13 protein-coding genes and 1 pseudogene are annotated in these 21028 nt (G+C 34.9%); 6 read left to right on the forward strand and 8 right to left on the reverse strand.

What is annotated here, in order from left to right:
- Positions 1–14 precede the first annotated feature (14 nt).
- Positions 15–4517 carry a glutamate synthase large subunit gene (gene gltB, locus ACM6UH_RS00070; protein ID WP_047505349.1) on the reverse strand — a complete coding sequence of 1501 codons (4503 nt, stop codon included), beginning with the start codon at positions 4515–4517 and terminating at the stop codon, positions 15–17.
- A 137-nt stretch (positions 4518–4654) separates the two neighbouring features.
- Here gltB and gltC point away from each other — a divergent pair, with 137 nt between their 5' ends.
- The 3 genes from gltC to ACM6UH_RS00085 all read left to right on the forward strand — a co-directional run bounded on the left by gltC (position 4655) and on the right by ACM6UH_RS00085 (position 7503).
- Entirely contained in the window at positions 4655–5542 is an 888-nt protein-coding gene (gene gltC, locus ACM6UH_RS00075; RefSeq protein ID WP_011303888.1) for a glutamate biosynthesis transcriptional regulator GltC, read from the forward strand.
- Positions 5543–5620: 78 nt separating this feature from the next.
- Positions 5621–6736 (forward strand): YibE/F family protein, encoded by a 1116-nt coding sequence (locus ACM6UH_RS00080; protein WP_047505346.1) that lies wholly within the window; start codon positions 5621–5623, stop codon positions 6734–6736.
- Entirely contained in the window at positions 6733–7503 is a 771-nt protein-coding gene (locus tag ACM6UH_RS00085; RefSeq protein ID WP_002484235.1) for a YibE/F family protein, read from the forward strand. The genes ACM6UH_RS00080 and ACM6UH_RS00085 overlap by 4 nt, the downstream gene beginning before the upstream one ends.
- A gap of 184 nt (positions 7504–7687) precedes the next feature.
- Here ACM6UH_RS00085 and ACM6UH_RS00090 read toward each other — a convergent pair whose 3' ends face one another.
- Positions 7688–8932 (reverse strand): ammonium transporter, encoded by a 1245-nt coding sequence (locus ACM6UH_RS00090; protein WP_011303890.1) that lies wholly within the window; start codon positions 8930–8932, stop codon positions 7688–7690.
- Between the two features lie 110 nt (positions 8933–9042).
- On the reverse strand, positions 9043–9924 hold the full coding sequence (locus tag ACM6UH_RS00095; RefSeq protein ID WP_047505343.1) for a GNAT family N-acetyltransferase: 882 nt from the start codon (positions 9922–9924) through the stop codon (positions 9043–9045).
- A 201-nt stretch (positions 9925–10125) separates the two neighbouring features.
- On the opposite strand from ACM6UH_RS00095, the gene ACM6UH_RS00100 reads away from it, so the two are divergent.
- Positions 10126–10404: a hypothetical protein gene (locus ACM6UH_RS00100; protein WP_048787406.1), complete on the forward strand. Its 279-nt coding sequence runs from the start codon at positions 10126–10128 to the stop codon at positions 10402–10404.
- Between the two features lie 93 nt (positions 10405–10497).
- Here the strand turns inward: ACM6UH_RS00100 and ACM6UH_RS00105 are convergent, their stop codons facing one another.
- Both ACM6UH_RS00105 and ACM6UH_RS00110 read right to left on the reverse strand, forming a co-directional pair.
- Positions 10498–11481, reverse strand: a complete 984-nt coding sequence (locus ACM6UH_RS00105) for a LysM peptidoglycan-binding domain-containing protein (protein ID WP_048787407.1) — start codon at positions 11479–11481, stop codon at positions 10498–10500.
- A 163-nt stretch (positions 11482–11644) separates the two neighbouring features.
- On the reverse strand, positions 11645–12424 hold the full coding sequence (locus tag ACM6UH_RS00110; RefSeq protein ID WP_048787408.1) for an arylamine N-acetyltransferase family protein: 780 nt from the start codon (positions 12422–12424) through the stop codon (positions 11645–11647).
- Between the two features lie 310 nt (positions 12425–12734).
- Here ACM6UH_RS00110 and ilvD point away from each other — a divergent pair, with 310 nt between their 5' ends.
- A complete protein-coding gene (gene ilvD / locus ACM6UH_RS00115; RefSeq protein ID WP_011303894.1) occupies positions 12735–14429 on the forward strand; it encodes a dihydroxy-acid dehydratase in 1695 nt (564 codons plus the stop codon).
- Between the two features lie 555 nt (positions 14430–14984).
- Here the strand turns inward: ilvD and ACM6UH_RS00120 are convergent.
- From ACM6UH_RS00120 to ACM6UH_RS00130, 3 genes and pseudogenes are all read right to left on the reverse strand, one after another.
- Positions 14985–15536 carry a GNAT family N-acetyltransferase gene (locus tag ACM6UH_RS00120; protein WP_048787243.1) on the reverse strand — a complete coding sequence of 184 codons (552 nt, stop codon included), beginning with the start codon at positions 15534–15536 and terminating at the stop codon, positions 14985–14987.
- Between the two features lie 337 nt (positions 15537–15873).
- A pseudogene (gene lip, locus ACM6UH_RS00125) lies at positions 15874–17634 on the reverse strand (YSIRK-targeted triacylglycerol lipase).
- A gap of 337 nt (positions 17635–17971) precedes the next feature.
- Positions 17972–19303, reverse strand: a complete 1332-nt coding sequence (locus ACM6UH_RS00130; RefSeq protein ID WP_172439375.1) for a sodium-dependent transporter — start codon at positions 19301–19303, stop codon at positions 17972–17974.
- 298 nt (positions 19304–19601) lie between these two features.
- Here ACM6UH_RS00130 and brnQ point away from each other — a divergent pair, with 298 nt between their 5' ends.
- A complete protein-coding gene (gene brnQ, locus ACM6UH_RS00135; protein WP_011303900.1) occupies positions 19602–20906 on the forward strand; it encodes a branched-chain amino acid transport system II carrier protein in 1305 nt (434 codons plus the stop codon).
- Positions 20907–21028: the final 122 nt, after the last annotated feature.

The following is a 21028-nucleotide window of genomic DNA, read 5'->3' on the forward strand; positions in this document are numbered from 1 at the left end:
CCCTCCTTTACGATTTAATATACGGCTGTTTTTTGTTGTTCTGACATTAAGTGCGTACGCTTATCATTAAAGGCATTTAATAAAGCTTCATCCAAAGCATCCGTCTGTTGTTTTTGCAAATCTATCTTTTGCATCATTAATTTATAATCTTTTGGTATCACTTTTACTACCTTATCTGCAATATGATCAAAATCTGCTAATATCTCTTTCGCTTTAGTACTGTCGGTATATTTAACGTGTGCTTCTAACATATCTTTGACGACGTTGCGTTCTTCATCTACTGTTATCGCATCAAAGTCTAAACTCTCAAGTTGATTCTGCGCTTTAAATTGCGCTACATCAGATGGAAAAACATAACTAACGCCACCACTCATACCTTGACCAAAGTTTTTACCTACGTCTCCTAATATAATGATTCTGCCTCCAGTCATGTATTCAAGACCGTGATCTCCGATACCTTCCACGACGGCTTGGACACCACTATTACGAATACAGAAACGCTCGCCAGCTTTACCATTAATAAAAGCTTTACCGTGAGATGCGCCATAAAAACAAACATTACCTACGATAATTTCATTTTCACGTTGTTGATTAGGTGCTTTAACAATTACTTTTCCGCCCGATAAGCCTTTTCCAACATAGTCATTAGCATCACCTGTATGATGAATTGTCAGTCCGCTTGGTGTATACGCAGCTAAACTTTGACCTGCATGACCCGTCGTTTGTGCATATATCGTGTCTTCACTCAATCCTTCTGCTCCATGCGCTCTTGTAATCATACTGCCAGTAATAACACCCACATCACGCTGTTCATTGTTTAAGCGATATTGACCTTCGAATGATTGGCCAGATCTTATCGCTGTTTGTGCATCAGGATACAATTCAGTTAAGTCAAATCCTATATCTAAATGATGATTTTGTTCAATCTTCTTATATCTATCTCCATCATGTTGATACAATAATGCTTCAACATTCATAGATGCAGCTTTAGGTTGACGCGTTGCAAGATTGGTTTTACGCGTTAACAAATCCGTTCTACCTACTAATTCATCCACTGTTCTCAATCCTAGTTCCGCAAGAATCTCTCTCAATTCTTCAGCAACAAAATGCATAAAATTCACAACGTGATCCGCTCTACCATTAAATAGTGCGCGTAGGTCTTTATTTTGTGTTGCAATACCAACCGGACATGTATCTTTATGACAAACACGCATCATGATGCATCCTAAAACAACCAATGGTGCAGTCGCAAAGCCAAATTCTTCAGCGCCTAACGCACAAGCGTAGGCTACGTCTTTGCCAGTGAGTAACTTACCATCTGTTTCTACCTTCACACGTGATCTCAAGTCATTCATCATCAATGTTTGATGCGTTTCAGCTAATCCAATCTCCCATGGCACGCCTGCATGTTGAATACTCGTCTTCGGTGATGCCCCTGTACCACCATCGTAACCACTAATAACAATTTTATCGGCATAGGCTTTTGCTACGCCCGCTGCAATGGTACCAACACCTGTTTTAGATACGAGCTTAACTGTTATATTGGCATCTTTATTGGCATTTTTTAAATCGTGTATTAACTGTGCTAAGTCTTCTATCGAATAAATATCATGATGCGGCGGTGGTGATATCAAGCCAATACCTGGTGTTGAGCCCCTTACTTCAGCTATCCATGGATATACTTTGGTTCCTGGTAATTGTCCGCCTTCCCCTGGTTTAGCGCCTTGCGCAACTTTAATTTGTATTTCTTTTGCGTGTTGCAAGTAGTCACTTGTCACACCAAAACGACCGGATGCCACTTGTTTAATCGCACTTGAACGATTACGTCCTTCTTCATCAACTATAAAGCGCTCTGGATTTTCTCCGCCTTCACCGCTATTACTTTTACCACCCATTTGATTCATTGCTTCTGCTAATGTTTGGTGGGCTTCTTCAGAAATAGAACCATAGCTCATTGCACCTGTATTAAAACGTTGAACAATTGCACTTGCAGGTTCTACTTCACTGATATCGATTGGTGTTTGCGATGATTTAAATGTCATCAAGTGACGAATATGATCCGTACGCTTATGATTAACTTCGTTTGAAAATGCTTTGAATTTTTCATAATCATTCAATCGACACGCATGTTGCAATAAATGAATAGATGTAGGGTTAAAAGCATGGCGTTGACCTTGCTTACGCCATTGGAATGTACTCCCCGATTCAATGTACTCACTTTTTGGTGTCTGTCTAGATTTATTCTCTTTATCAATCATCTCAAGTGATATGCCAGATAATTTTGTTTGCGTTCCAGTGAAATATCTTTCAACAACCTCATCTGATAATCCAACTGCTTCAAAGATTTGTGCCCCTTGATAACTTTGAACTGTTGAAATACCCATTTTAGCCATTACTTTAATTACACCTTCAGACAATGTATCTGTATAAGTTTGAACATTTTCAGAAATATCCCCTTCTAAACGTTCATTTTGCACTAATTCTTCAATTGTTCGTTGCGCTAAATATGGCACAACCGCATTAGCACCATAACCTAGCAAACAAGCAATGTGATGAACCTCTCTTGCTTCGCCCGACAAAGCAACAATACTTGTTCGCATACGCAATCCTTCTTTGATCAACAATTGGTGAACATGGCTCACAGCTAATAATATCGGCATCGCGTAACCTTTTTCTGAAACTAAAACACTATCATCGAGAACTAAAATTTCTTCTCCACGTTTTACTGCTTGAATAGCTTTATTACCAAGTACATCTAGCGCGTCTTCTAAATCATCATGATATACCGTTGATAAACGCGCGACATTAAATCGGCTTTCTTCAATGACATTTAACTGCGCTTCCGTCATGACAGGGCGTTTTAATTGAATACGATTTAACGCATCTTCACTCGGTTGTAACAAATTCCCCTCGCTACCTAAATAAGACAACTCACTCGTTACAATCTTTTCACGATAAGCATCAATAGGAGGATTAGTAACTTGTGCAAATAATTGTTTGAAATAATTAAAGAGTGATTCATCCTGTTCATTTAATGCTGCTATCGGCACATCATAACCCATCGCACCAATAGGATCTTTCTTACTTTCAACCAATTCTGTAAGATATTTATCTATTTCTTCTTTGGTATAGACAAATTGTTTTTGCATACGTGTTAATGTTGCTTCATTCCAAGAAGATGGTTGATAAGACACATGCTCTAAATTCAAATCAACTTTAAATTGACTCAACCAACTCTCATATGGATGTTCATCTGCAATACGTGCTTTTAATTCATTATTTTCAACCACTTTATGTGCATTAAAATCAACTAATAGTAATTTTCCTGGGTTTAATTGGCCTTTAAATGCAACATTGTCTTCTGGTACATCTACTACACCTACTTCTGATGAAAAGACAATATAATTATCTTTAGTAATGGTATAGCGACCTGGTCTCAAACCATTTCTATCTGTTAGCGCACCAATCTTATCGCCGTTACAGAATGAAATCATCGTCGGTCCATCCCATGGTTCCATCAAATAACTATAGAATTCATAAAACGCACGTACATTAGCGTTGTTTGCTTTATTGTATAACCAAGGTTCTGGAATCATCAGCATTGCCGCTCGCTCTGGTTCCATAGCTAAAGATAAAAATTCTAATGCATTATCAACAATTGCAGAATCACTACCATCTTCATCTACAATATCTTTGACTTTATCCTTATCTTCACCAAAAATGGTAGCTATAAGCTCATTCTGTCTTGCACGCATCCAGTTTACATTACCTTTAATTGTATTAATTTCACCGTTATGCATTAACAATCGATTAGGATGTGCACGTTTCCAACTCGGGAAAGTATTTGTACTAAAACGAGAATGAACCAGACCTAGTTTTGACACGAAATCTTCATGATTCAAATCTTCATATAATGCGTTAATTTGATCTGAACGCAACCAACCTTTATATACAATTGTTCTATGCGATAAACTCGTGAAATACAAATCCAATTGTTGTTGATTTGCGTAATTTTCAATTTGTTTTCTCGCTAAAAATAATGTGCGCTCTATATGTGAAGTATCATTTAACGCAACAAATACTTGCTGAATATACGGCATTGTTTCTGCTACATGTGCTGCAATCGCGTTAATATCTACAGGCACTTCTCTATAGCCAAGCACAGTTAGACCTTCCGCTTCAAAATGCGCGTTAAACTGCGCTTCATGTTGAGAACCTTTAATTTTTTCGTTTGTAAAAAACATACCTACTGCATATTGACCTTCTTCAGGTATATCAAAATCAAGGTGTCGTGAAAAATATGCATATGGTACTTCGGTCATGATGCCTGCACCATCACCTGTGACACCATCAGCACCTATACCACCACGATGATCTAATCTACGTAACATTTCTAATGATTTTTCCACGATATCATGACTTCTTTTATTATCCATATTGGCGTAAAATCCTATACCACAAGCGTCATGTTCCTCGCGACTATCATATAACCCCAATTTCTCTTTATACTCGACCATGATCTTCACCTCTTTTACGAAAATTCTGAAAATTAAATAAGTAAGTAAACTATATAGCAGTTGATTAATCTGTTCAATATATAAAATAGATGATATCATTCTAATTATTAGAACGATTGTTGAAAAGAGGGTTATACATGGAAATTAAACAATTGAAATATTTTATAGAAGTTGCAAAAAGAGAACATTTATCAGAAGCAGCATTAGAATTAAATATTGCACAATCAGCAATCAGTCGCCAAATTGCTCATCTTGAAAATGAACTCCAAGTTACCCTATTCAAAAGAGAAGGTCGAAATATTTATTTAACAGATGAAGGAAAACAGTTTTTCTCTGAAGCAACCAAAATTATCGACCAACTTGATGAAACAATCCGTCTGTTCCACAATCAATCAGAGTCAAATCACTTCATTATAAGAATCGGCTATGTTGAATGTTATATTTCTCAAGTACTCACTTTATTGATACAAGCATTTGAAAACAACAGTGATTCTATTATTGAACCTATTCTAATGAAAGAAAGCGAAATATTGAACGCTCTGATTACAAACCAAATCGATATCGCCTTTATGGATTTAACACAAAAAATCAAACAAAATACATCATTAAAAATAAATCCGTTATTTGAAGAAAATTTTCATATCTACGTCCCTAAAGATGATCCAATTACTATGGCAACGAATCCACCTTTAATACAATTTTCAAACAAATCGATTTATGAACTCTATGCTTTGCCACCGCACATCAAACAAACATTAGCTAATGTCGTAGAAACGCCTATTCGCACTGTAACTAGTACACAGTTAGCTCAATACTTATTAAATAAAGGTCGAGGCTATATCATCGCACCATCTTATCAACTCTTAGATAAAAATCCCCAAAAATGGATAGATATCTCATTAGAACACACAGAGTTAAAACGGACCATATGTAGCATCATTCGTCGTGATAATAGAAAAAATGATATTCAACTCATGTTATCTACGATTGACCAGTTATTAAGTCGTAGCGCCACATATCATTAAATACTTTTCATAAATCTTTGAATTCAGTTCTCGATGCGCGTATAATCGCATTGTCTATAAAGAGAGGACTGAATTTATTTGAAGTCTGTTAAAACATTATTAACACGCCCCTTCAATTGGGTTGTACTTACCTTTTGCATTATTTTTGTTGGATTATTCATATTCACTTTTTTTAATGCTAAGTTTTATGACACACCGATTGGGCAAATTACACAAATAAACAATACTCAATCAACACAAGTGTCAGATGAACATCACAACAAAGATACTAAGCATAAAGAAACATTACATATTCATATTTTAAATGGTAAATTCGAAGGTAAAACAACTACAATCACACATGAATATACCGAGTCACAAGCAGACAGTGAAGCATTTTCAAAAAATGATAAAGTCTTATTGCACGTTGACAAAAATCTCAGCACCGCCTATATAACGGAAAAGAAACGCGATAGTTTAGTCGTTGCGATAACTGGTATATTTTTATTAACCGTGTTACTAGTAGGTAAAAAAATAGGTTTACAATCGATTCTATCTCTTGCGCTCAATACATGTATTGTATTATTAGCGATTTATATTCATAATCAATCGCCAAATATCAGTCTGTTCGGCCTAATGAGCATCGCCATCTTCATTTCTACGACATTAACGCTAGTCCTCGTCACAGGCTGGCAATGGCGGACACTCATCACCATTATCAGCACTTTACTTGGCACATTCTTATGCGTAGGTATTACGCAATGCATCATTCAAATAACTGATGGCTCTGGTTTAAAATTCGAAACTATGAGTTTTCTAACCTTGCCACCAAAGGAAGTATTCTTAGCTTCTGTCATGATTGGTTCACTAGGCGCTGTCATGGATGTTGCTATTACAATTGCCAGTGGTATGGCTGAAATTCTACGTCGTACACCTGATATCAGTATGAGACGTTGGGCACTTGCAGGATGTAACATCGGACAAGACATTATGGGAACAATGACAAATATATTACTATTTTCATATTTATCCGGAAGTTTGCCTATGCTCCTAATTTACTTAAAAAATGCAAACACCATTACGTATACAATTTCTATGAATTGGTCATTGGAAATTTCCCGGGCAATCACGGGTGGTATTGGCATTGTCTTAACAATTCCCATCACCATTCTATTGATGCAAGTTTGGTTTAAATTGCGAGGTGTTAAATCATGAGTGCGATAACATTATTAGGTCTCATATTATTTATATTAATGTTGATCTTTGGTGGGAAAAAGGGATTGATTTCTTATCTGACACTGTTTTTAAATTTTGTCATTTTATTTATTTCAATTATACTCATCATATTCGGTGTGCCTATTTATCTAGTTACACTTATATTCTGCATTGTTATTGCAGCCTGTAATTTGTTTGTACTAAATAGCTATAATACAAAAACAAAAGCTGCATTTTACGCTACAATCGTTACGACAGTCATATTAATCGCAGCTATATATTTATCCGTTTCAATCGGACATTTACAAGGGTTTACAACCGAACAACAGGACGAAACTTATATCTTTTCTATGAATATCGGTATAGATATGGTGAAATTTATGGTATTTACCATCGTACTTGCCGTGATCGCCGCTGTTATTGATTTAGCTATTACAATCAGTTCTCCAATGTATGAATTAAGCGAAACAAATCCTAATTTAACACAAAAAGAATTATTTCATTCAGGTATGCGGGTCGGTCGTGAAATATTAGCAACATCAGCCAATACGATATATCTCGCTTATTTCGGTGGTCAATTGACATTGTTTTTCTGGTTTTTCAAGCTTAACTATTCCTTTGGGCACATTATAAATTCTAAAATTTTCGCACAAGAATTCATTTCTATTATTCTTGGCGGTATCGCAGTTGCTATAAGCATCCCAATTACTGCATGGTTAACAGCATTATTAATCAAAAATCAAAAAGCACCAGACACCCATCGTTAATTTTAAGGACAGCGTATCCACAGTTCTTCTTTGTATTGTTTCAAAGCATCATCCTACCTCATATTATGTTGCGCTGTGGATGTAATCATAGATGTCATAAATTGTATGTTCAGTGCTGCCATCTCATAACTAACTAAAAACCAGTCTGAAACATCAACGATTGTTTCAGACTGGTTTTTTATATTTATTTACGTCTATTTAATTTATTTAATTCGCCACTAAAATAAGCGCGCTCCCCATGTACAACATAATCCAAGCCTTGTGCCTCTTCTTCTGTATCTGTCCCTAGTTCACTAAATTGGGCAATCACTTTCGCAATAATAAAAGTCATGATCCCACTAAATACAATGGTAATAGCTACAGCTATCAACTGATTGATTACGGGCATCATACCTCCGCCTAATAAAAGCCCATTTACCACATCGCCATTAATATGATGTGACTGAAATACACCAGTTAAAAGTGCACCGACCACCCCCCCTACACCGTGTATGCCAAATGCATCTAAGGCATCATTATAATGTAATTTCCCTTTAATGTAATTAATGACGAAGTAACAACACACACCGCCTATAAGCGCAATCACCACAGCACTCATATATCCTACGAAACCGGCAGCTGGTGTAATAGCAACTAATCCTGCAAGCATGCCCGACAACATACCTATCAAACTCGTCGTTTTCTTCATGCAATACTCTATCATTGACCAACCTAAGGCACCTGCACTCGCTGCGAGCACCGTATTCACAAATGAAATCATCGCTATTTTATTAAACGACAATGCGCTCCCTACATTAAATCCATACCACCCAATCCAAACGAAAATTGCGCCAATAAGTGTAATAATAAGGTTATGTGGCGGTCTTTTATCAAAGTTTTTCCCTGCACCAATCATAATTGCTAAGACCAAACCAGATATACCAGACGTTATATGCACAACTGTTCCACCTGCATAATCAATCGCACCTAATTGATCAATCCAACCTCCACCCCATACCCAATGTGCAACAGGACTGTATACACAGATAACCCATAAAAACACAAAAATTAAATAAGGTATAAACTTCATTTTTTCAGCTATTGATCCTGATAAAATTGAAACTGCAATGGTACAGAACATCAACTGAAATAGCATAAACAGCGCTAAAGGTATATGCGGTGAAATTGCTGATTGTGTACTAAAACCAACATGAGCTAAACCTATATATGTAAAATCTCCAAAAAATGAATTCCCAGATCCAAAACTAAAGCTAAATCCAAATAACATCCATGCAAACGTTACTATAACAATTGCCGACATACTTTGCATGACTGTATTCAATACGTTTTTAGATTGAACCAATCCCCCATAAAACAAACTTAACCCCGGTGTCATTAACCACACTAGTAACGTACAAAGAAACAAAAATAATGTATCATTCATATTCATAGCACTCACTCCTTTATACCGGAGCATAAACCCATTCCATATGAATAGCAAAAATGCGTCAGGAAAAATAACACTTTATGTTACCTTTTCTAACGCATTCCATATCATAACTATTTAATTGTCCGCCTTAAAATATAAACAGATCGACCTTCTAAAGTAGATGTTCCCGCATTTTCATAATTGGCCTGTTTATACAATGCTTGTGCTACGATATTGTCATTATTAACAGTGAGATAAATTTCATCTATATCTGGAAATTGTTTACTCAAGTAGCCTGGCAGTGCATCCATTACTTTTTTAGCGTAACCTTTCCCACGTTGGTTTTTATCAATGCTAAATGACCTAAAAAATATTGCGACTTTATTTGTAGTATATGGTGCCACGCCTTGCCCCTCATGTAAAGTAAAAAAGCCAACACATTGGTGCTTATGATTATAAATTAGCGTAGGATGCCTTTCACTATCATGCGCTGCGAGTTTGATATTTTCAACAGGTGTCTTAGTGAATTGACGATCGGAAATATCTAACGCTATATGCTTCACATCACTTATTAATTTCTCAGTATAGGGAACAAGCTCAACGAAAGATATCTCTCGTTCTATATTTTTAAAATGTTGCTGTTCTTCTATCCATGTAATAACGGCAGGCGCAATTTTATGTTCATCCTTTTTATCTATCCATTGTAAATCAGTGATTTCTTGACTTGGTACCAAGGTAGACCAATCTATATCTGCCGTCGTATAAAAACAATTGAGTTCTGTTTTCATATTTTTTTGTGGGTAGGCTTCGCCAACAACGGTATGCATATAAATTAAAGATGACTCAGGTATATCTAATTGTAGTTCTTCATTTAATTCTCTTTGTAACGCTTGTTTATACGTCTCTCCTATATCAATCTTGCCGCCTGGAAAATAATACTTTTCTCTATTCCTTGACTGAACAAGCAATAATTTCTCTTGTTCTTCAATTACTAAACACACACATTTAATCATTACTCAACACCCCACAGCATCAATTTCCGTTCCATACTAACTTTATATTAATGAATCAAACTGGTTTTATACTATCAACGCTTATGTTATCATATTTTATTATCCATACACATTAAATTTCAGACAATCTTAATTGAATGTATATTAATGGTATAATACGAAACAAGATAACTATTTTCAAAAATGGAGGCTTTACGATAAATGGCTAAAAAAACTAAAATAAATCGCATTTCTAACACACTTAATTTTGTAGGCATTGCTGTAGAAGGTTTTAATTGGTATGCCTATCAATCAAGAAATAAAAAATTAATTTACGCAAGCATTGCCATCACTAGTGTTGGCGCTGTGTTAGATTTTTATACAGCTTTAAAATCACCACGTAAATTCGCAAAAGTATTTTCAACTTTCACACTTGCGAGCACACTATTTTCAACAGTAAAACGCTTAAAAACTGTTCGTAAAGGTGAAGTAAGTATCTAGTCACCAACAAACCAACCCAAGTTCTATTTAAAAAAACTCGAATCACAATATGGACATCCATACTATGCTTCGAGTCTTTTTTTTAATTTATTATTAATGAATATATACATAAGAACTTACTTGTGAAGCAGGAATTGTTCTATAAGTCACAATACCTGGTGATGCACTATAGTTCATTTCAGAAATCGTTATACTACCGTTAGCATTTACAGATTCTACAAACGCTACATGACCATAATAGCCCATATCAGATTGTAAGATAGAACCAACAGTCGCTTTGCGGTCTATTGTATAACCATCCGCTGCAGCAGCTGTATCCCAGTTATTGGCATTCCACCAATATGTACTAATTCCTTTACCAATTTGGGCACGTTTATTGAATACATGCCACGTACATTGACCCCAGTCATATAAATTTGAATGATTAAAGACAGGTGTCTTATACCCAGCAGATCCAGTAGAACTTGATCCTGAACCACCTGTAGATGCTTTACCTGATACTTTTAATTTTTGACCTGGATAAATATTAAAGTTAGTTAAACCATTTAAACTCATGATTTTTTGATACGTTGTGCCATATTTTGCAGCAATCGCTGATAATGAGTCACCCGATTTAACTGTATAGGTTGTTGTGCTGCCACTACTTGTGTTCCCTGAAGTACTTGAGCTACTTGAAGACGCTGCACCTGATACTTTTAATTTTTGTCCCGGATAAATATTAAAATTTGATAAACCATTTAGGCTCATAATTTTTTGATACGTTGTGCCATATTTTGCAGCAATCCCTGATAAAGTGTCACCCGATTTAACCGTGTATGTTGATCCCGTAGATGTATTTGACGATGTACTAGAACTTGTTGAACCAGATACTTTCAACGATTGATTCGGAAAAATAACGTTTGACGTTAAATTATTAAGCGACTTTAACTTAGCCACTGACATATTATATTTATTCGCTATTGACCATAATGAATCGCCGCTCTTAACTTTATAAGTTGTTGCAGCATCTGCGTTTGTCCAAGTAACTGCAGCTAATGCGCTTGTCCCGATTACAGTTGCAATAATTTTTTTACGCAATTTATGTAAACCTCCCAAATATTCTCTTTTTTCGCTTCATCTCTATACTCACCTGTTTATTATACACCCTCGACCTGTAAATGAGTATATTAATTATATGACATTATCATTACAAAAGAGAACAACTCGGTTGCGTTCAAATTAAACCGCAAACAACAAAGATTTATTCAAAAGGTCGTAATTTTATATTTTCTATACCAAAATATGCTTTTAATAGTGTCTGATAATTACTTTGTGTTACAGGAATTTTTTCTTTTTCACCATGATCCGTAATCGTTAAATGATTATTAGATAATGTTACGCGTCCATACAACTTTGCTTTACTAACAATTAATTTTTTTACAAATATAGAATGCGCATCATACTGATTAAAATGAATCGCTTCATCGAAATCCATGATTGCTTGCGCTTTGTCAATCGCGCGATATTGAATTTCCCAAGCCTCATCTTTATATTTGCTCATATCAATCGTTTGCGTATCAATCCACGACGCTTGAAAATATCCATTCACATCCTCAATCACTTCCGGTTCATTTTTTAATGGCATCGCTTGTTTAGGTACATCGGCATAACCCACATCTACTAAATATTTTTCTTGATTTATTTGTACAATTAATGCCATATGAGAACCGGCCATGGCCCACCCATTACCCGTATTGATTGTTGCTGATATCATATAAGCATCAAACCCTTTGGACGTTATCCAACTATGGAACAAACGATTCTGTTCGTAACAATAACCACCTCTGTGCTCTGAAACAATTTTATAAATCATCGCCTCATCGTCTAAAGCAATCGGTTGTTTATTTTGCACATTGATATTTTCAAAAGGTACATTAATAACATATTGATATATATAATGATGTAGTGTTGTTAAATCATTGTCACGATAATTTTCTGTATTAATATTTAAGTAATCTTCTAATGGTTTAAAATCGGTCATTGTCTTCACCCTTTTTAAATTTAAAATACTCCCTAATACAATTCATTTTAATAAATTTTGCTAGACTAATACAATTTATCTACATTACACATTTATCGATTTTTTTCAATTTTGTTATTTGCAAATAACAAAAACGGGTAAGACAATACATATATGTATTGATAGATTTGACACTAGACTAATAAATAGATACGGTGTATATTCGATGTTTTTAAAGTTGTTATAGCTTAACAATTCAATTTTTCTGATTTTTCAAACTTTTAAATTCATATTTCAATATCTATCAAACTATTTTAATGGGGGTAATTATTTGACTAAAGAACACAGCGAACAACAAAAAGATTTACGTATTCGCAGCAAAGTAATTAGTGAAGGTGTCAGTCGTACACCCAATCGAGCTTATTTACGGGCACTCGGCTTTGAAGATGAAGATTTTCAAAAACCAATGATTGGTGTTGCAAGTACTTGGAGTGAAGTCACGCCATGTAATATGCATATTGATGGTTTAGCTCGTGCTTCAAAACAAGGCATTAGTGAGGCAGGTGCTTCGCCACTTATTTTCAATACCATTACAGTATCAGATGGTATTTCAATGGGAACAGACGGTATGCGCTTCTCTTTACCAAGTCGTGAAATTATCGCGGATTCTATAGAATCAGTTGTCAGTGCTGAAAATTTAGATGCACTTGTCGCTATTGGTGGTTGTGACAAAAACATGCCGGGATGTATGATTGGTATCGCTCGTCTTAATTTACCAGCTGTCTTTGTTTATGGCGGCACAATATTGCCTGGGAAATTGGATGGTAAAGATTTAGATGCTGTTTCTGCCTTTGAAGGCGTCGGACAGTATAATAATGGCGAAATAGATAAAGAGGCACTTCACAAAGTAGAATGTGCCGCTTGTCCAGGGGCCGGTGCTTGTGGTGGTATGTTCACTGCCAATACGATGTCATCTGCTATTGAGGCCATGGGCATGAGTTTACCAGGAAGTGCTTCGCATCCAGCAGTTTCTACAAATAAATCCAAAGACAGCAGAGCAGCAGGTAAAGCCGTTTATAAACTATTAGAAAAAGGCATCTATCCAAAAGATATTATGACTAAAGAAGCATTTGAAAATGCAATTACTGTAGTCATGGCACTTGGAGGATCTACCAATGCAATTTTACATTTACTTGCTATTGCACATACAATCGAAGTCGATTTAACACTTGATGATTTCGAAAAAATTCGTAAGCGTGTCCCACATATCGCTGACTTGAGACCAAGTGGTAAATATGTCATGGCACATCTTGATGAAGTCGGTGGTATTCCAGCAGTTATGAAATTATTACATGACAAAGGCTTAATCCATGGAGATTGCTTGACCGTAACTGGCAAGACTGTTGCTGAAAACCTTGAACAACAACCTGACCTAACCGATAATAAATCTATCATTGATTTTGACAATCCAAAACATGCTACTGGACCGCTTGTTATCTTGAAAGGAAATCTTGCCCCAGAAGGCGCCGTTGCAAAAATCTCAGGTCTGAGCGTAACTTATATCAAAGGACCCGCACGCGTATTTGATTCCGAATCTAAGGCTACCAAAGCCATCTTAAATGACGAAATCAAACCAGGTGACGTGGTCGTTATTCGATATGCTGGCCCTAAAGGTGCACCTGGCATGCCTGAAATGCTATCTGCATCATCCATTCTTGTTGGTAAGGGATTAGGTGAATCTGTAGCGTTACTCACAGATGGCCGTTTCTCTGGCGGTTCTCATGGTCTTGTTATCGGACACGCAGCGCCAGAATCACAAGTTGGCGGTCCGATGGCATTATTAGAAGAAAACGACACGATTACCATTGACGCAGAAAAACTTGAAATTAGTTTTGATGTATCAGACGAAGAACTTGAGCGTCGTAACAAACAATGGCAAGCACCACCTTTAAAAGCCAATCGAGGTACGCTAGCTAAGTATGCTAAGCTTGTGTCATCCGCTTCAAAAGGAGCTATCACAGACTAAATTTTCTTTATAGGCAAGTAGCAGCGTAATGTCGCTTGTTATTAATAGTTATTTCTAGCACTAGAATCACATTTGAAACATGACTAAACGATTTTAATATCATGTTCTAGTTATACTAGCAATCTATTTCATGAACTTGTGTTTTACATTTAAAAAAACAGCTAACTGCTGTGTATATGAATGAATAGACCGAAACTTCTAATGAAGTTTCGGTCTATTCATTTTGCTCAAAAATAAAACAATTCCATTCAAGACACTTTAGCATGCGCAATTGTTTTTATTTTTCCTCGCTATACCATTTGTGAATGCTTTTTTACTACTTAGGTATTACTCAACACAATTGAGCGCAATTATATTAAAGTAAGGGTAACAAAACAAAGCGAGGTGAGTTACATGAGCTTTATCATTGATATCATCAAAAAAATCGTTGGTTTATTCACAGGTAAATAATTTTTAAAAATTATTTGATGGGTTTGGGACATAAATAGTTGTCTCAAGCCCCTTTTTTATTAGAGCATAGGTGCAAGCGCTGACTCCTTTTTAACCTTTTCCATGTTAATCATTTACGTTTGCCCATTCTTCACGCAGTATGCCCATTTTAATCGCATCATATAATTGGCCTTCTACAATTCTTGCTTGGCGAATACAAGCTTCTTCTTTCATACCTACCCTCATTGCAAGTTTTATCATCCGTTTATTACCAGACCAAGTGGAAATACCAAGTCGATGTACAAAGTTCTGTTCAAATAAATAATCTACCCACAATTTAAATACTTCAGAACCAATACCACTTTCCCAAAACTTTGTATCATAGATGACAATACCTATTTCTAACCAATTTGTATTTTTATCCACCCAGTACGATCCAACTGTACCTATAAATTGACCATCAGCCATAATAGCTAACGTACTTTCTACACTTGGATAAATGTAACGCCCTTGTTTCGTTCGCTCAAAAAATGTAGATTTATCTATTTTGGGTTCATTAATATACGGTCCATTCCATTTTTTAGCTGCTTGTAGCTTTTCTTCATACTTCCAATAATAAATTTCATCAATTATAGCATCGTTTATGACTGCTAATTCACCTTTTGAAAATGGAATCATTGAAACGCCTCCCAACTATTAGTACATATTATACGCATGATCATTTAATAAATATACTTTCACCCATAAAAAAGCTCTTCCTAAAAAGTTTACGCATATTGCGTGCCTACTTTAAGAAAGAGCTTGTGATATATAGCTTAAATACGATTTTACTTAATAAGCTTTACGTGAATAGCTAACTTACGTTTAGATGTTCAAATCATCTTAGCGAACTGATATCATATTTTACTATTTTATTAAAAGAATAAAGATTTTATTACTCTGAAGAAAGAACCTAATAAATCGAATAAGTCACCTGACATCATCATAACCTCCTTCGCAAAATTTATCGCACAAATTATGCATCAAATTGTTCGTTACGTACTAAATCATCGGCTAAACCATGCCAAAACTGTTGTAGTTCTTCTGTTGGATGGCTATAATCCGTTGCATCTTGGCCAACGAAATCTACATGATCCCAACCATGTTTGATAGGTGTTACTTGCCATATACCTTTTTGAATTTGATCTGTTGCTTCTGTATATGCCTGATTAAATGGATGTTGTGCTGAAATTGTAGAAATCAGACCATCATTTTCACGCCATTCTTTTTCTGCTGCTTTCCCAATCACATTACCTGTAACAGTGAACGGGAAGAACATGCCGATATCAGATTTTTGCTTACCTAATAATGTCGGTCTTGTAGATTCACCAGTATAGGTTTTATATACAATATTAGGATTTAGGGACGTTTTTTTATTTAACTTTTCTGCGCCTTCACGTGTTAAATCATAGAAACCATTATCTTGCGTTGTCCAAAGTGCACTATTTTGTACACGTTGTACATATTTAACATATGATTCGCCTTCTCTTTGTTTAAGTCCCCATTGTCCAAATCCAAAATCTACTTTAGAGTTTTTATTACCTTTGAATTTCGCATAATCAAGGGCCAACTGTCTTACAAAGGCTTCATTACCCAATTTATCTGCGGCAATTGTACCATTATGTGGCGTACCTAAAGTCGTAATAGAATTAATCATATTGTCATTCGTACCTTGATATAATGGTGAAATTTCACCACCATGCGCTTTTTGATATTCTATTTCTTCTTTGTTGCCGTTACGCAACAGTTCTTCTAATTGTCTTACCGTTTGTCCACCCATACTATGCGCTACTAGATGTACTTTTTGTCCTGGCTGTCAATCTTTATACACACCTTCATATGTTTTTCCGTAACGGTCATGTCCATATTTTTCAGCATGTGCTGCACCATAGTCCACAGTACCACCTTTTATGTATTAATAAAGTTCAACAGCACGGTCATAGTTACTGCTTAATGCACCTATACTTGCTTCATATGTTTCATATCCATTACTTTCTAAGTCTTGGCGAATATCTAATTTGTCGCCACCCCAGTAATGCGATAAAACAGATGGATTAATATCATCTGTGAAACCATTAAAGCCATGAACCAAAATGATTGGGTCTTGTTTTTTATACTGTCCTTGTTTAGCAGTTTTATTTGGTTCTTCAGCTGTTTTGTTAACAGCTTGCTGAGTTTGATTTTTCGGTGTGGCTACTGCGCTTTCTTTTAATGCTTTTAGTGATTTATCTTGATTATCTTTACGTTCGTCATCTGAATTGGTAGTTGCCACTTTTTCACCATTTAATTTATCGAACGACAGTCCTGACTTATCTGTAGTGACAGCCGCTTCTTTGTTAGGAGATGGGCGCTCAGTTGATAACGTATCCGTATTTTCCGTCAGCTTATTTTTGTCTGCTTGGTTATATTCCGGGTCTACTGTATTTTTATTATCAATTGTTTTTGTTTGATCGGATTGTTGTTCAGTATGTAAGCTTGCATTATTCGTATTTTTTTCATCATTCGCTTGTGTATGATCATTTTCAACCGGTATTGCTGATGTTTCATTCACTAATTTTTCTTGTTTATCATTCCCCAATTGATTCCCATTCAATTGTTGTACCTTTGTTTCAGTATGATGGTCTTCTTCAGCAGCCTGAGCTGTCCCTACACCTAAAAATAGTAATGAACCTATTAAAATTGAAGAAGCGCCGAAAGTAAATTTACGTATACTGTACTTGTTTTGTCTTTTATCCATATTCAACACCTCTTGGTTAATGATTTTATACACATTCAAATAAAACTATATGAAAAGATTAACGATAAAACGTGGTATCAGTTCAAAAAACTTACCAATTAAAGCTTTCATACGACTCAACTCCTTTAAAAGAAAACGCTTACATAATTTCCGAAAATTTTTATTTATCAAAAGAATAATTTAAGACATTAAGTCCATACATCGTATCTAAAAAATTAAAACTTTTAATAAATAATTTAATTAAATTTTACTAAATAACTGCTATCAAGCTAACGATAGAGTGCAATTTAATTTTGCGCAATCAAAAAAGCACTCGCCAAATAACGACGAGTACATTTTAGATAAATTGAGCAATAAATATTAGTACGATGATGACCGGTAAAATAAATTTCACTAGATAATACCACGGCATAAATAATTTAAATTTATCTTTTCCAAAATGGGCTTTTAAATCATCTTTGTTTAGCAATTGTCCTACCACTAACGTTGTCCCTAATGCACCTAAAGGCATTAATATGTTAATAACTAAAAAATCCATATTATCAAATATTGAACCTGCGCCAAATTGAATACCACTTAAACTACTAAATGACAATGTAGCAGGTATACTAATCATAAACACTAATAAACTAGCATAAAAAGCAACAGGTTTACGTTTTGAATTATCATTTTTAGTAAAGTTTGAGACGTTTAATTCAAGTAATGATATAGAAGAAGTCAGTGCTGCAAACAAGAATAAAATTAGAAAAATTAAATAGAATCCTTGTCCAAAAGCCATCTGATCAAATACTTTGGGTAATACTTTGAATAATAAGCCAGGACCTTCAGTTGGACTGTAACCAAATGCAGCGATTGCTGGGAATATCGCCATTCCTGCTAATACCGACACCAAAATGTTCATAGCAACAATTGAAACTGCAGAAGTCTTAATAGTCATTTCTTTCGAAGCATAACTGGCATAAGTAATCATGCCCGTTGTTCCTAAAGATAAAGTGAAGAATGATTGTCCAAGTGCAAATAAGACACCTTCCATGGATATATCTTCTAAACGTGGTTCTAAGATAAACTTCAAGCCTTCCATTGAACCCTCTAAAGAAAATGATTTAATCACAATCACAATTAAAAAGATAAACAGTAATGGCATCATAAATTTAGATGCTTTCTCTAAGCCTTTTTCGACACCCATCATAACAATAATCATTGTTAATAAAATGAAGATACCTTGACCTGTAATGGTTAACCAAGGATTTCCTATAATCGTCTCAAATGCTATACTTCCTAATTGATCATTACTAAAAGTTAATATTTGAAACGCTACATTGATGATATATATAACGATCCAGCCACCAATGACACTATAAAAACCAAATAATATAAATACTGCTAAATTACCGTTCCAGCCAATGACATTAAGCCAACGCTTTTTCGTTAATTTTTCATATATTTTAGTTGTGTAGGTTCTCCCCATTTTACCTACAGTAAATTCCATTATAAGTAGTGGCAATCCTACAAATATCGTAAATACTAGAAACATTAGTAAAAACGCACCACCACCATATATGCCAGCCATATATGGGAATTTCCACATAGCTCCTAGTCCGATAGCAGAGCCAGCACTTGCTAAAATAAATCCTGTCGAGGATTTCCATTGTGATTGTTTATTCATTATTTTTACATCCTTTATATTTTACAAAGCTTTATTGCGTTAAAGCGTTCGCGTGACATAGCATCTACTATAACATTTTTTTATGACTGACTCAATATATTTTTACACATGATTTCCTTATTAAAACTATGACACCAGTCATAGCAAGCTATAATAACATATGAATGTTTCATGAACTTTCATATGAAAAATACTTTAAATATTATAAATTATCTGACATTTCATTGAATATATATTCAATTTATGATAAAGTAGCATGTGTTTTGTATAAGACAATCTCCTTGAAATCGAGGTATTAAGAATGAATAAACTCATACTAATTTCTGGTCTTATGTTATTTTCATTTTTCTTCGGGGCCGGAAATTTAATATTTCCACCTATGTTAGGTTATACAGCTCAAGAAAATATGTGGGTTTCTATGACTGGATTCGCTATTACAGGTATTTTACTTCCTTACATAACTGTAATCGTTGTGGCATATATGAACGGTGGCGTTGAAAGTATTGGGAATAAAGTACACCCAATCTTTGGTACTGTTTTTGCTATCTGTATTTATTTATCTATTGGAGCACTTTATGGTATTCCAAGGGCGGCTAACGTTGCCTATGAAATCGGAACCAACCATGTTTTACCGGTACATAATCATTTCACTTTAATTATATTCTCGCTTATCTTTTTCCTAGTTGTTTATCTAATTGCGCTTTATCCAAATCGTATTATTGATAACCTTGGAAAATATTTAACGCCGATATTAATTATTATTATTGCAGTCTTATGTATATTAGTAATCATTAATCCTGAAGGTTCAATCGGACAAGCGAGTGGCGAATATGCTCAAACACCTATCGTGTCAGGTATTTTAGAAGGTTACTTCACCATGGATTTAGTAGCGGCATTAGCCTTTTCCGTAGTCATCGTTCAAATGTTTAAAATGAGCGGTGTAAACGATCATAAGACGCTTGTAAAAAATGTAATTAAATCCGGACTGATTTCAGCCATATTATTATTAATTATCTATTTTGCACTGGCGTATGTGGGTGCGACTACAAGTCATGAAGGCTTTAAAGATGGAACTGGTATATTAACATTCAATTCGTTACGCGTATTTGGTTCAATCGGAAACTTATTGTTTGGCGTTATCGTTATCTTGGCATGTTTAACAACATGTATTGGTTTAGTTAATGCTTGCGCAGCTTTTGCTATGAAGAAATTACCAAAAATATCCTACAAGATGTTTGTTTTAATCTTTTCTTTATTAGGCTTTTTAGTTTCAACATTAGGCTTAGAATTGATTTTACAAATCGCTGTGCCACTCTTAACATTTATTTATCCAACATCGATTGTATTAGTCCTTATATCATTGGTAAGTATTTTCATCCCATTTGAGATGAAATATGCATTTATATTACCAACACTTATGACACTATTCATTTCGTTGTTACAAATATTTAATGATTTTAACCTGTTCCAACCATTAATTTCATTATATAAAGTGCTACCATTATCAGATATACAATTAAGCTGGTTACTTCCATTCATTATTTTATTATTTATTGGATTAATCATTGATTATTTCTTAAAAAATAAAACCGTCAGTACATCTTAAATAGTCTGACATGCCATACTTAAATATATGATTTGAAATTCATTGAGTATTCGTTACCTAGATTAAATGAGGTAGACGAATACTCTTTTTTAGCTACAAGAAGATATATATTATCGTCATTT

This window comes from Staphylococcus sp. LKG4-2 (assembly GCF_050955665.1).
GTDB classification, from domain to species: domain Bacteria; phylum Bacillota; class Bacilli; order Staphylococcales; family Staphylococcaceae; genus Staphylococcus; species Staphylococcus saprophyticus.

Excerpts from the sequence above, each read along its gene's own strand:
- gltB (WP_047505349.1), bottom strand. The coding sequence starts at position 4,517 with ATGGTCGAGTATAAAGAGAAATTGGGGTTATATGATAGTCGCGAGGAA.
- gltC (WP_011303888.1), top strand. The coding sequence starts at position 4,655 with ATGGAAATTAAACAATTGAAATATTTTATAGAAGTTGCAAAAAGAGAA.
- ACM6UH_RS00085 (WP_002484235.1), top strand. The coding sequence starts at position 6,733 with ATGAGTGCGATAACATTATTAGGTCTCATATTATTTATATTAATGTTG.
- ACM6UH_RS00090 (WP_011303890.1), bottom strand. The coding sequence starts at position 8,932 with ATGAATATGAATGATACATTATTTTTGTTTCTTTGTACGTTACTAGTG.
- ACM6UH_RS00095 (WP_047505343.1), bottom strand. The coding sequence starts at position 9,924 with ATGATTAAATGTGTGTGTTTAGTAATTGAAGAACAAGAGAAATTATTG.
- ACM6UH_RS00100 (WP_048787406.1), top strand. The coding sequence starts at position 10,126 with ATGGCTAAAAAAACTAAAATAAATCGCATTTCTAACACACTTAATTTT.
- ACM6UH_RS00110 (WP_048787408.1), bottom strand. The coding sequence starts at position 12,424 with ATGACCGATTTTAAACCATTAGAAGATTACTTAAATATTAATACAGAA.
- ACM6UH_RS00120 (WP_048787243.1), bottom strand. The coding sequence starts at position 15,536 with ATGATTCCATTTTCAAAAGGTGAATTAGCAGTCATAAACGATGCTATA.
- brnQ (WP_011303900.1), top strand. The coding sequence starts at position 19,602 with ATGAATAAACTCATACTAATTTCTGGTCTTATGTTATTTTCATTTTTC.